The organism is Planctobacterium sp. AWM4_229, assembly GCF_056160305.1.
In genome coordinates, this window is the sequence record NZ_JBSWWX010000015.1 from 15,708 (window position 1) to 27,070 (window position 11,363).

14 protein-coding genes are annotated in these 11,363 nt (G+C 43.9%); 4 read left to right on the forward strand and 10 right to left on the reverse strand.

Annotation, left to right across the window (positions count from 1 at the left end; genetic code table 11):
• Positions 1-77 precede the first annotated feature (77 nt).
• From ACXAGP_RS21700 to ACXAGP_RS21725, 6 genes are all read right to left on the reverse strand, one after another.
• On the reverse strand, positions 78-1,049 hold the full coding sequence (locus ACXAGP_RS21700) for a DUF2333 family protein (protein ID WP_475263881.1): 972 nt from the start codon (positions 1,047-1,049) through the stop codon (positions 78-80).
• 56 nt (positions 1,050-1,105) lie between these two features.
• Complete coding sequence (locus tag ACXAGP_RS21705) at positions 1,106-1,432, reverse strand: hypothetical protein (RefSeq protein ID WP_475263882.1); 327 nt, start codon at positions 1,430-1,432, stop codon at positions 1,106-1,108.
• Positions 1,433-1,459: 27 nt separating this feature from the next.
• Positions 1,460-1,660, reverse strand: coding sequence for a PspC domain-containing protein (locus tag ACXAGP_RS21710; protein ID WP_475263883.1), 201 nt, complete (start codon positions 1,658-1,660; stop codon positions 1,460-1,462).
• Positions 1,661-1,703: 43 nt separating this feature from the next.
• The gene (pspA, locus tag ACXAGP_RS21715) at positions 1,704-2,363 is read right to left on the reverse strand and encodes a phage shock protein PspA (RefSeq protein WP_475263884.1); all 660 of its coding nucleotides are present in this window, start codon (positions 2,361-2,363) and stop codon (positions 1,704-1,706) included.
• A 408-nt stretch (positions 2,364-2,771) separates the two neighbouring features.
• Positions 2,772-2,894 carry a hypothetical protein gene (locus ACXAGP_RS21720; RefSeq protein WP_475263886.1) on the reverse strand — a complete coding sequence of 41 codons (123 nt, stop codon included), beginning with the start codon at positions 2,892-2,894 and terminating at the stop codon, positions 2,772-2,774.
• Positions 2,895-2,904: 10 nt separating this feature from the next.
• Positions 2,905-3,177 (reverse strand): hypothetical protein, encoded by a 273-nt coding sequence (locus ACXAGP_RS21725; RefSeq protein ID WP_475263888.1) that lies wholly within the window; start codon positions 3,175-3,177, stop codon positions 2,905-2,907.
• A gap of 290 nt (positions 3,178-3,467) precedes the next feature.
• Here ACXAGP_RS21725 and nadE point away from each other — a divergent pair, with 290 nt between their 5' ends.
• A complete protein-coding gene (nadE, locus tag ACXAGP_RS21730; RefSeq protein WP_475263889.1) occupies positions 3,468-5,441 on the forward strand; it encodes an NAD(+) synthase in 1,974 nt (657 codons plus the stop codon).
• A 16-nt stretch (positions 5,442-5,457) separates the two neighbouring features.
• Here nadE and dusA read toward each other — a convergent pair whose 3' ends face one another.
• The 3 genes from dusA to ACXAGP_RS21745 form a co-directional block, all read right to left on the reverse strand.
• Positions 5,458-6,474, reverse strand: a complete 1,017-nt coding sequence (dusA, locus tag ACXAGP_RS21735) for a tRNA dihydrouridine(20/20a) synthase DusA (RefSeq protein WP_475263890.1) — start codon at positions 6,472-6,474, stop codon at positions 5,458-5,460.
• Between the two features lie 157 nt (positions 6,475-6,631).
• Complete coding sequence (locus tag ACXAGP_RS21740; protein ID WP_475263891.1) at positions 6,632-7,702, reverse strand: c-type cytochrome; 1,071 nt, start codon at positions 7,700-7,702, stop codon at positions 6,632-6,634.
• A 150-nt stretch (positions 7,703-7,852) separates the two neighbouring features.
• Entirely contained in the window at positions 7,853-9,082 is a 1,230-nt protein-coding gene (locus ACXAGP_RS21745) for an OmpA family protein (RefSeq protein WP_475263893.1), read from the reverse strand.
• Between the two features lie 269 nt (positions 9,083-9,351).
• Between ACXAGP_RS21745 and ACXAGP_RS21750 the strand changes: the two genes are divergently transcribed.
• The 3 genes from ACXAGP_RS21750 to ACXAGP_RS21760 all read left to right on the forward strand — a co-directional run bounded on the left by ACXAGP_RS21750 (position 9,352) and on the right by ACXAGP_RS21760 (position 10,817).
• A complete protein-coding gene (locus tag ACXAGP_RS21750; protein WP_475263894.1) occupies positions 9,352-9,783 on the forward strand; it encodes a transcriptional repressor in 432 nt (143 codons plus the stop codon).
• A 133-nt stretch (positions 9,784-9,916) separates the two neighbouring features.
• On the forward strand, positions 9,917-10,381 hold the full coding sequence (locus tag ACXAGP_RS21755) for a chemotaxis protein CheX (protein WP_475263896.1): 465 nt from the start codon (positions 9,917-9,919) through the stop codon (positions 10,379-10,381).
• Positions 10,382-10,397: 16 nt separating this feature from the next.
• The gene (locus ACXAGP_RS21760; RefSeq protein WP_475263897.1) at positions 10,398-10,817 is read left to right on the forward strand and encodes a secondary thiamine-phosphate synthase enzyme YjbQ; all 420 of its coding nucleotides are present in this window, start codon (positions 10,398-10,400) and stop codon (positions 10,815-10,817) included.
• A 6-nt stretch (positions 10,818-10,823) separates the two neighbouring features.
• On the opposite strand, the gene ACXAGP_RS21765 is transcribed toward ACXAGP_RS21760, so the two are convergent.
• The gene (locus ACXAGP_RS21765) at positions 10,824-11,345 is read right to left on the reverse strand and encodes an SEL1-like repeat protein (RefSeq protein WP_475263899.1); all 522 of its coding nucleotides are present in this window, start codon (positions 11,343-11,345) and stop codon (positions 10,824-10,826) included.
• Positions 11,346-11,363: the final 18 nt, after the last annotated feature.

Below are 11,363 nucleotides of genomic sequence, written 5' to 3' on the forward strand. Positions count from 1 at the left end.
CCAAAAAGATTAAAAACCAATGAAAGAATAATTCAATAAAAAGAAAGGAGTGCCATCATGACACTCCATGCTTCTCTTTAACCCTGAGTGAGTAACTCAGATAAATCAATAATTGCGGCATTTGCCCTGGAGATATAGTTAGCCATAACAAGCGAATGATTAGCAAGAACACCAAATCCACTGCCATTTAATATCATAGGACTCCAAACGGTTTGTTGAGTCGCTTCGAGCTCCCGAATGATTTGTTGTAGGCTAACCCGTGCATTTTTCTTCTCTAACACGTCGGCAAAATCAATTTCCACGGCTTTAAGGAAGTGAAGTAATGCCCAACTAGCACCGCGGGCCTCATAGAAATTGTTATCTAATTGCCACCAACTGGTTTTAACCATCAAATTATGCGCAGATGGTGTCGACTGTCTTGCGTTGGGATCGCCCGCCAGGTCAGTGTTAATTCTCTCCTGTCCAACACTGGCGCTGAGTCTTTGAGACAAACTACCTAATCGTTTTTCCACTTGCTTAAGCCATTCGCGCAAGTTGTCTGCTCTCGCATAAAATTGTGCTTCTCCCTGTCTTGGATCTTGCAAATCCACCAGATAATCATCAATGGCATCTAGTCCTTTTCGATATTGAGATTCAGCGGAAGGTAAAATCCAACCTCGGTGATTGATATTTAGTGCCGGTTGTGCGATTACCAACGCTGGGTTTTCAATAGACTGAGATTGAGAACGGCTGAAATCCTTGCGCATTGCCAACGCCAGATCACGCACCATTTCCAGTGCACCGAATTCCCAAGCAGGCATATCATCCATAAAGACAGAAGGCGGAATGACGTCGTTTGACAGATAGCCACCGGGCTTGTCTAACAGCGTGGAACCTACGGTGTGTAAAGTGCGGGTAAGCGTCACCCCGGTAACAGGAGGCTGGCTAGTTTGTTGCCTGACGTCAAAAACGTCTGGTTCAGCGCTCCAGTAGAAAACCAGAAAAACAATGAGCACAAAAACAATACTGACTGATGCAATTATCCAACGTTTGTCTAATGCTTTTTCCATATCCATTAACTCCTGGTTTTGTCATCCACTAATAGGTTTACGGCAATAATAGCAAACTATGATGCCGTTTGTTTGCCCCCGCCTGCAACTAAATAAATAACAAGTAATAAAAACAAGATGGGCCAGAGCATGTGCAATCCAATAAATAAAACACTGAATATCACGGCTCCGAAGCCCAATAGCAAGGCACCAAACAAGCTGACCGCCAAAAACAAACCAAATAACAGCAATGCACCTGCAATGATGAAAAAGATTAGACCTTCCCAAAAAGGCTCAAACATCTGCAAACCATCGAGGTGAACTGCGTACCATCCGAAGGAAGGTTCGTCACACAATAACGTTAACCCCACCAGTAAAAATACTGCAATCAACAAGGTTTTCATGACACCCTCTTCTATCGGAAATTAGTTTTATCTTGATGGTAATAAAACAACGGCAACCAGATATGCCACAGCAATAGGCACCGGGAACGCAAGAAAAGCGAGCACGGTTGCCAATCTGACCATCCACGCCTCGATGCCATAATGGCGCGCGATGCCTGCACAAACACCCATTACTTTTTTGTTAATACTGCTTTTGTATATGCGGTTGGTATCGTACATCTCTTTCATGTTTGTTCTCCGGTATTATTAATGACTGCTTTTTTGCCTGGAATTACGCAACTTTTTTCTTCAACGCTTCTAATTCAGCCTCAATTTTTTCTTCAGCTTCCATTTGCGCAAATTCGTCATTTAGAGATTTCGCCGCAGAGGTGAATTCATAAGCATCAACCTTGGCTTCCAACTCATCAATTTTGGTTTCATAGCTTTCGAAGCGCCCCAAAACCTGATCTATATTGTAAGTTTCCACTTGCTTCTTCACTTCAAGGCGGGTTTTGGCATGCTCAAATCGTGTTTGCATAGTTTTGCGTTTAGCTTTGGCCTCGGCCAGTTTGGCTACCAGTCTTGAGCAATCTTCTTGGATTTTTTCCAGATTTTCAGTTACTTGCTCGTTGGCACCATTGATGTGTTCAATCTCTGCATCGACTTTTTGCTTTTCTACAAGCGCCGCTCTGGCCAGATCATCGCGCTCTTTACTGATGGCTTTCTGCGCTTTTTCTTCCCAATCTGCAGAAGTTTTGTTCAGCGCTCTTAATTTGCGTTGAATGGTTTTCTGTTCAGCAAGATGCTTGGCAGCAATAGCTCGGATCTCCACCAGGTTTTCTTCCATTTCAGAGATAATCAGTGACAATAACTTTTCCGGATCTTCGGCTTTATCCAGTGCAGAATTGATGTTTGATTGCAGGATATCGGACATTCTTGAAAATACACCCATAGCAGGTCTCCTTGGTCTTTAACTGTTTTTCACATAAGTTACTCCATTGATTACAATCAGCGTGCCAACATTTAAAACTCAGCATCCCATTGATATTAAAGGCTTTTTTATGAGTGCCTTATATTTATTTTTGGAAGACCATAATCCCAAAACAAAAAAGTGGTGATATTGGTTAATTATGTGTGAATTTAGCCAACCCTGTTTTTCATTGCGCATTAATGCCCTGCATCGACAACGTTTGCAATCCGCACATATCAGGTAAAGAATGAAAGCACTTGTATTATAAAATGTAGAAAGTTTGTTAGAGCCATCATTAAGGTTTGCGAGGCTGCGAATAACAACAAAGATGAAATGAGAAATCGAATGTGAGGCAAATGAGAAAAGAGAATAATCTGCCGATTATTCTCTTTAAAAAGACCCTTGATGCTTTTCCAGTTGCATCTTGTGCAACAGACTCACCAGAAAAGCGCTTAACCCAAATGTGAGTACGGGTGCCAACAAAATGGCCAGCAGGCTGAATGAAGAAATCATAATAAACAACTTATTCAGAAGCGGCTATTTCTTCATCAGACTGATTTTGAGTCGCGCTGATAAGTACCCGCGTCTCTATACCACTATCTTGCAACTCAACTTTGTGCGCGGTGTTTAATACATCTGCATAGGCAGCGTTTTGCAATTCAACGCTGGTTTTGCTTGATGCTTCCTGGACGTAATAGTCCGTTACATCATTTAACGACACTTCATGCGCAGTTGCAGCACCTGCTAAGGTGACACCCGCGATAACAAATAAAACATTTTTAAGCTTACCCGACATGATCTGAACTCCTGATTGATTACTAAACCCTGTTAACCCTTTATGTCGTTATAAACGACGCAAAGGTTTTAGCGATAGTTGTGCCAGATTTGAATTATTTACTATCTTATTGATTTATATGGTTTTTATTTTTTGAAATTATTTAGGTCGCATCCCGCCTGTGTTTTGTCCAATTAAACATTGGGAAAATTAACCAGGAATTTGGTTAAATTCGCCAACTCATGAGAATTTCTTTACAAAACCTTGGCATCACCTGACAATATTGGCAGTAAAACTTGACTGATGCTCCGATGAAAATAGCCTTAGCACAAATGCAAGTGGTTCCCATGAACCCTGAACAAAATCTCGAAACGATGCTTAACATGATAGCAAGCGCCCGACAGCAAGATGCTGAAATTGTGGTGTTTCCAGAACTGTGTTTGAGTGGCTATCTGTTGAGTGACCAATGGTTAAACCGGCAATTTTGTCGCGACCTTATGCAACTAAATGAACCATTGTTAGAAGCAAGCAAGGGGCTGACTTTAGTTTTTGGTAACATTTATGAAGTCCCGGCAACAGAATCAGGCGGGTTTCATCCCAATAAAGATGGGCGCACGCGACTATATAATGCCGCTTATGTAATGCATGATGGCAATTATGCGCAGCGCTCGGAAAGTGCCGACTTTCTGTTGCCTGACGGAGTTCACCCTAAAACTCTGCTGCCAAACTATCGCTTTTTTGATGATCAACGCTATTTCTTTTCCCTTGCCGATGTGGCGCAAGACTTTTCCATTCCGATTGCAACATTAGCTCAACCATTTTTGATAAATACCTATGATGGCCCTACAAAGTTAGGCGTTCAGGTATGCGAAGACCTCTGGTGTAAGGATTACCGCATTCAGGGGGAAAGTATCAACATATCCAAATATCTAATTCAAAATGGTGCTGACTTGCTGGTGAATATCTCCGCATCTCCCTGGACATTCCACAAGAACGATGCGCGCGACCGCCGTATTAAGTTTCTCAAAGCAGAAATAGAGCAAGCAGATTTGTCTTTTGTACCTTTTTATTATGCTAATAACGTTGGCGCGCAAAACAACGGCAAGAATATCGTTACATTTGACGGTGACAGCTCTGCCTACAATCGCAACGGAGAGCTTGTCCTGGAGAGTACTAAACCTTTTCAAGAGGACCTGCTAGTACTTGATCACCAGAAAATTGACAAGGTTACAGCTCAACGTGAAAGCAGTAACCGAATTGCACAAAAGTATCATGCTATTGTGACTGGTCTTCGCCATATCCCGGAATTATTGGGCTGGCAAGAGCCTCCTAAGTTTGTGATTGGGTTAAGTGGTGGCGTTGATAGTGCGCTTGTAGCCGCCTTATTAAAACAGGCATTTGGTGCAGATAGTGTCTGGACAGTGAACATGCCAAGCCAGTACAACTCGGAAAAAACCAAAAATGCTGCCGCATTCATCAGCGAGAAATTGGGCGTAAAACACTTGGTTGTGCCCATTGAGTCCCTGGTGCAAGAGCAGATGGCAGTGTTTGAGCAATTAGACGAAAGCTGCCCCTCACCGCAGTGGATGCGCAAACTTTCCGATGAAAACATTCAGGCCAAAATCAGAGGCACCAGCATCCTGTCCAATATTGCAGGTCGCTATGGACGCATGTTTACCAATAATGGCAATAAGGTGGAAATAGCACTGGGTTACGCCACTTTGTATGGGGATGTCGGCGGTGTTATCGCTCCGATAGGCGATCTGACTAAAGCCGAAGTATTTGCCATGGTACGTTTTTTAAATAGCGAAATTTTCAAGGAGGAAGTACTACCGGAAAGCATGCTACCTGATGAACTTTTCCGTTTTGGTAGCGACGACATTGCCCCCAGTGCTGAATTGCGTGACGCGCAAATCGACCCTATGAAATTTGGCTATCACTGCGCTCTTCTGGAAGCTGCAACATCATTTAAGAAAGTTATCGCTGAAGATGTGATGAACTGGTATCTGAAAGGTACCCTGGCAAAACAATTGAACATCTCAGAAGCCCTGTTACAGCGTTGGGGGCTGGAAGATCCTGAAACTTTTATCACGGATCTGGAATGGTTTTACGAAGCAATTCGCAAAAGTGTGTTTAAGCGTATTCAGGCTCCGCCCATTATTCTGACAAGCCCATCGGCTTATGGTTTTGATATCAGGGAAAGCCAGCTTCCACAATGGCAAAGTCCGAACTATTTAGCTCTTAAACATAAAGTACTTGGGATGGATAGCTACCAAGAACGATAAGCTCTTGGGCTGAGATTCAGGTCAAATACTCTTCTTTAGATTTTAACCTGGCGCGGGTGGTCATCATGGCATCAACTGCCTCATTGAGCACGCTGGCCTGAGTACCGGGTTTAATAGCATTCTCACTCAAATAGCGTCGCCAGACCCGAGAGGCGGGCTCGCCCTGATATAACCCTAGCATGTGTCTGATGACGTGCCAGGCTCTGCCACCACCAGCAATGTGTCGTTCAACATAGGGTATCATCAGTGCAACAATATCTTCCCGGCTAAAGGATGTTTTCAGATTAAACAGTTCCGCTTCTACCTGAGTTAATATCCACGGGTTACTGTAGACTTCGCGGCCCATCATCACACCATCAGTGTAGCCGAGGTGGGTGTGGACATCTTCAAGGGTTTTGATGCCGCCATTGATGCTGATATGCAGCTGCGGAAACTCTTGTTTTAGCTGATAAACACGCTCGTATTTAAGTGGTGGGATTTCTCTGTTTTCTTTCGGACTCAGTCCTTGCAACCAGGCTTTTCGGGCATGCACGATAAAATGCTTACAACCAGCGTCAGCAACGGTTTTGATAAACCTGGTCAGGTCCTCATATTCATCCATATCATCGATGCCAATACGGGATTTAACCGTTACCGGAATATCAACCGCTTTTTGCATCTGTTGCACACTGGCAGCAACAACATCTGGCTCTGCCATTAAACAGGCGCCAAAACTGCCGTTTTTGACCCGATCTGAAGGACAACCTACATTGATGTTAACTTCATCGTATCCCAGCGTTTGCGCTTGTTCAGCGCAGCGTGCCATGTCCTCAGCATTCGAGCCGCCCAGTTGCAGTGCAACCGGATGTTCTTCTTGGTTGAAGCCTAGATAATCGCCTTTGCCAAATATGATCGCCCCGGTAGTCACCATTTCGGTGTACAGCAGAACGTTTTTACTCATCAAGCGATAAAAATAGCGGCAATGACGGTCTGTCCAATCCAGCATGGGGGCAACGGAGAACTTGCGCGCAATATTAATATCGGTTGGTGCCATGACAATTCATATCCAGTTTAAAAATGGGCGCGAAGTGTACAACAAATGGACAGGCGTACGCAAAAGATCCTGACCGGGTCTTATTACTAACAAAAAGAAAAGGCTCGACAAATATCGAGCCTTTGAAACAGCTAGCGTGTATCTGAGCGCAGTAGCATTAATCAGAGCGGGTCACTGGATAGCCTTTATGCATCCAACCAAAAATGCCCTCGTATAGCACAGCGGTATTATCAAAGCCCATATCCTTCAGTTGATCAACGAGGTAAACAGATGCAGCTCTAGGACATGAACAGTAAGCTACAATTTGGGCATCCCTTGGCAAATCTTTTACTTTATCTGTGAGATTAGTGTAGTACGGAAACGGAATAGAGCCTTCAATATGTGCTCTCTGCCATACAGAGGGTACCCTTGTATCTAGTATCACCATCTTAGCTTTGCTCTGAATGGCTTGATAAAGCTGTTCAGAGTCTATGAATTGGCCATCTTTAAGGTCCCATTCGGGATTGTCGCTATCTTTATTAAGCACATACTGGTCTGGAGTTGGAATGGGCCTGAGAGGCATTTTTTCCTGAGTCCATCCACTGGCTTTACTTCTGATAAACGCCGTTACATCGTCTATTTCGCGATCTGATAGCAAATCCCCAAATGCTGGCATTGGTGTGCCTTGTCGCCCCTGCTCAATTGCGTAACGGATGAACTCATCTTTATTGTGAGCCAAAAAGGACTGATTACCCAAGGCTGGTGCCGTAATGCCCTCGCCATTTTTACCGTGGCAAGAAGCGCACTGCCGCTGATAAATCCGCTCACCCACTTTGACATCACCGGAAACCTTATCCTCGCTGAGTTTAATGCGTTCAGCACCCGACTCCCAAAATAGCCAATAGGTTAAATCCCAAGCTTCGTCCAGTGTTAACGGCCCCCCCACTTCATCGAGATAACCTGCCATTGCGGTACCTTCTCTACCGTAATTTAATGGCCTCAGTACACCGTGAGGAATACCAGACTCCATCAAACTCTTACTGCGTAAGGAGGGTGCGTGGTCGTTGGCATGCCCCTCTCTGTCTTTTCCATGACACAAACTGCAATATTTTTGGTAATTTTGGGCGGCACGCTCCGCTTGTTCGCTGGTCAACTTGCGAGGAGGTTTTTGTTTTTCATAAGTTGCAGCGAAAATTGGCAGTGCTGCAAGCTGTACTAATAGAAACGCGGTTAACAGGCTGGTTTTCATATTGAGATTCTGATTATCCTTAATGTGATTACTTTATCATTCTGGCACAAATCTGGGGATTTTGAATGTTTCCAGCTATTTCAAAAAAGCAAAAAGGCCGCAATTTTGCGGCCTTTGGTTAAGTTTTTACATTGCGTAAAGCTTAACTGCTTATCTCTTTTTGGGGTTTTTACCCGTCGCGGATAAGTTCACTACGATGCGACGATTTTTACTGTGGACAGACTCACCATTACCTTGCACAGCGAGTTCGGTTTCCCCCTTGCCAATTGTTTCTATCTGGTTTGCAGCGAAGCCATATTTATCCACGAGGATCTTCTTAAGAGACTCTGCACGGCGCTTAGATAAGTCCATGTTGTATTCATCGGTTCCAGGCGCCGAAGTATGACCAACAATTTGCAAATATTTAATGTCATTTCCCCGCGCAAACTCAACTAACTCCTCGATCTTGCGATTGTACTCTGAAGTGATGACATCACTGTTATTCGCATAATAAATGATAAGTTGATGCTGGTAGTCCACCGCTTCGTACACTGTACAACCTTTGCTGTCTACAGCGTGATTGCCAGGCGTACCCGGACATGCGTCTTTGTCATCATAGACGCCATCTCTATCGCTATCGACAGGACCAGCCTCCGCCATTTTTACTGGTGCCGGCGCAGGCTTAGGGGCTGGTCTGGCCGCTGGTTTAGTGGTTTTCTTCGGATTATTGGTATCAAAGAAATAACGCAGGCCCAAGGTCACGTTGTCTGATTTGTCGCGATCAAATTCATATCGAACGGCAGACAGGTAAGCTTGCATTTTTTCGGTGACCTGATAGCTCACTTCTGCCCCATAGTACATATCAGAACCTGAGTCAGACGCAACAGAAGAAAATGGCGTCGAATCTACGTCGTTATCCCACTCCCAGAATCCCACTTTGGCTGAAAGTTTCATTATGTCAAAAGGTAAAGAAAGCACGATACCCGCAGTCAAGCCCTCTCCCGACTCTGGCACCTGTGCAGTGGCATCTCGTAAAAACTCCGCCGTATCAGTAGTGAAGCCAGTAAAGGAAGACGTATACTCCCCTAAGTCTCGATAGCCAAGTTCCAGCGCAAAATTTGGGTTAACCTGGTAACCAAATAGCAAGCCATGGGACAAATCTGAATCGTCGAAACTAAAGGAATTAATCTGCAATCCTGCGGCATCGGCAGTACTCAAAAAGCGTTCGTTGTCGAAATCGCTTACGCTTTTCCCAAATTCGCCACCAATGTACCACCCCAATTGTGGAGAGCACTGAATATCGGTATCAAAACAAGACTCAACAGCGCTTGTTTGTGTCGTATACAAACCAAGGGATAACAAGCTGGTCAGAACGAGTGAATGTTTAAAGAGGCGCTCCATATGCAATTTGCTCCAGATATATGTGTTCAAAAATTTTTTGCCATTTAGGCATAGTATATAGTGTGATGAAATTAATTCAGCTTTGCTGAGCAATAATTCATGTTAATTGCTGTATGGACTCTATTTTGGTTATCAAAGTCACTTATTTTAGATATCTTTTACCACTTTCTTCGTATTTCAGGTGATAAAAAATAAAAATACAACAAGACTTCCTCATGCAGCTAAACATTGTGGTACAATCTCCCCGTTTGTTGTATTTTTGAAGTGCTATGAGTCAGGAAGCTATTTTAGATAAAGCAAAGGCCTATTGCGAAGCCAAAGGTGTACGATTTACGTCACTAAGAGAAAAGGTGTACGCGTTGATGCTGCAAAGACAGGGCGCTGTGGGTGCTTATGACTTATTGGATCAACTGAAAACCACTGAGGATTCAGCAAAACCTGCCACCGTTTACCGCTCTTTAGACTTTCTGCTAGAAATGGGCTTGGTGCACAAGGTGGAATCTGATAACACGTTTATCGCCTGTCATCACTTTGACTGTCATCATCCTGTGCAGTTTTTGATCTGTGAATCATGCGGAAGCGTGCAGGAAATCCAATCTGCAGGTCTCAAAGAGCAACTTGAAGAACAAGCCACCAACCTTGGCTTTAAAGTAAAAAAACAAACAATTGAAGCGCATGGCTTGTGTGCGCAGTGTCAATAACTTGCTTCTTCTGATGCTTGGTTGTAAGCAGCTTAAAGACCAATTAGATATTTTTCGATAAATCTCTTAATTTCTTTGCTAAGCTAATGACTAGCAAAGAAAAAATAGAATTAACTTTGGAAGTTTTTAAATAATGAATGCGGAATTCGTTAACCCATTTATCATCTCTTTAGTAAATGTGTTAAAAACGATGGCTCAAATCGAATTGCAAATCGGAAAGCCTCAAAAAAAAGCCGACTCTAAAGCCAGAGGTGATGTATCTGGCCTTATCGGTATGGTGGGCTCTAATATTGCGGGCTCGATGTCGATTACCTTCGAGGAAGGATTAGCGTTACAAGTCATGGAAGGCATGTTGGGAGAGAAACCAGACTCACTTGATGATGAAGTCAATGATATGGTGGGTGAAATTACTAACATGGTGGCAGGCGGTGCTAAAAAAGAGCTAGCCAAAAAAGGCTATGATGTGGGTATGGCGACACCTGTTGTAGTGTCCGGAAAAGAGCACACCATCAACCATAAAGTGAGTGGCCACAAAATGATCTTGCCTTTCAAAGCAGAAGGTGGAAAAGCCTACATCGAAATTTGTTTCGACAAATAAGCCGGCAAGCGGCTCTATGTGGCAACAAAAAAATATCCGTTTAAAGGCCCGAAAGAGAGGGTTTCATCTAGTTACCGATGAAATCCTTGACGCCCTGCCCGAACTATCAAGCATTGATATCGGTTTGTGCCATTTATTCTTACAGCACACCAGCGCCAGTTTAACCATAAACGAAAACGCTGACCCTACTGTGCGCAGTGATATGGAAGCCCATATTAATAAAGTTGTTCCGGAAAATGCCCCCTATTACCAACACACCTACGAAGGTCCTGATGATATGCCTGCGCATATTAAATCCAGTATTTTCGGTGTCAGCCTCGCAATCCCCATCAGCAAAGGTCGGCTTGCCTTAGGCACCTGGCAAGGAATTTATTTAGGTGAGCATAGAGATCATGGCGGGCAGCGCAACGTTCAAGTCACGCTGCAAGGTGAATGAACAGAGTTATTCAGCCAACTCTACAGAGTAGCGTTTAGTCACCCCCGGCCCTTTACTACAGCGTACTTTACGCTTAATCGAGTAGGTTTGAATCTGCTCTGCACAAGTCATGTTTTGCGCCTTTAAGCCAAACTTAGCGATATATTCCGCTTTTTTCGCATCAATACGTTTCTGCAATTGTGCCGGAGCCGCGTTGTAAAGGGTGTCGTATTGCTGCTGCCAGTCATCTCGTTTAACTTCATTGGCGACAGCTAACCAAGCCATTCCCAACACGGAAGATTGTTGTACATGCTGACCTTTCATAAACATAAAGGCGAGAAAGTATTGAGACTCTTTAAGACCCCATGCGGCGGTTTCACTTAACAGCTCGAAGGACTCTTGATATTCACCGGCATTGTACTTTTTGATACCGAGCCGCTCTTGCAGAAACAATGTTTTTGAAGATTGCTGCTCGATGCCTGTACTTTTACAAGCAGTCATCGCCGCAACCGTGATGACAAGCAAAAACGCTCTGACTAATAATTTCATAACCTTCCTTGTTTAAAA

Coding starts and splice junctions, on each gene's coding strand:
- ACXAGP_RS21705 (WP_475263882.1), bottom strand. CDS start 1,432: ATGAAAACCTTGTTGATTGCAGTATTTTTACTGGTGGGGTTAACGTTA.
- ACXAGP_RS21755 (WP_475263896.1), top strand. CDS start 9,917: ATGAATGCGGAATTCGTTAACCCATTTATCATCTCTTTAGTAAATGTG.
- ACXAGP_RS21765 (WP_475263899.1), bottom strand. CDS start 11,345: ATGAAATTATTAGTCAGAGCGTTTTTGCTTGTCATCACGGTTGCGGCG.
- ACXAGP_RS21740 (WP_475263891.1), bottom strand. CDS start 7,702: ATGAAAACCAGCCTGTTAACCGCGTTTCTATTAGTACAGCTTGCAGCA.
- ACXAGP_RS21720 (WP_475263886.1), bottom strand. CDS start 2,894: ATGATTTCTTCATTCAGCCTGCTGGCCATTTTGTTGGCACCCGTACTC.
- ACXAGP_RS21725 (WP_475263888.1), bottom strand. CDS start 3,177: ATGTCGGGTAAGCTTAAAAATGTTTTATTTGTTATCGCGGGTGTCACC.
- ACXAGP_RS21760 (WP_475263897.1), top strand. CDS start 10,398: ATGTGGCAACAAAAAAATATCCGTTTAAAGGCCCGAAAGAGAGGGTTT.
- pspA (WP_475263884.1), bottom strand. CDS start 2,363: ATGGGTGTATTTTCAAGAATGTCCGATATCCTGCAATCAAACATCAAT.
- nadE (WP_475263889.1), top strand. CDS start 3,468: ATGAAAATAGCCTTAGCACAAATGCAAGTGGTTCCCATGAACCCTGAA.
- ACXAGP_RS21700 (WP_475263881.1), bottom strand. CDS start 1,049: ATGGAAAAAGCATTAGACAAACGTTGGATAATTGCATCAGTCAGTATT.
- dusA (WP_475263890.1), bottom strand. CDS start 6,474: ATGGCACCAACCGATATTAATATTGCGCGCAAGTTCTCCGTTGCCCCC.
- ACXAGP_RS21745 (WP_475263893.1), bottom strand. CDS start 9,082: ATGGAGCGCCTCTTTAAACATTCACTCGTTCTGACCAGCTTGTTATCC.
- ACXAGP_RS21750 (WP_475263894.1), top strand. CDS start 9,352: ATGAGTCAGGAAGCTATTTTAGATAAAGCAAAGGCCTATTGCGAAGCC.
- ACXAGP_RS21710 (WP_475263883.1), bottom strand. CDS start 1,660: ATGAAAGAGATGTACGATACCAACCGCATATACAAAAGCAGTATTAAC.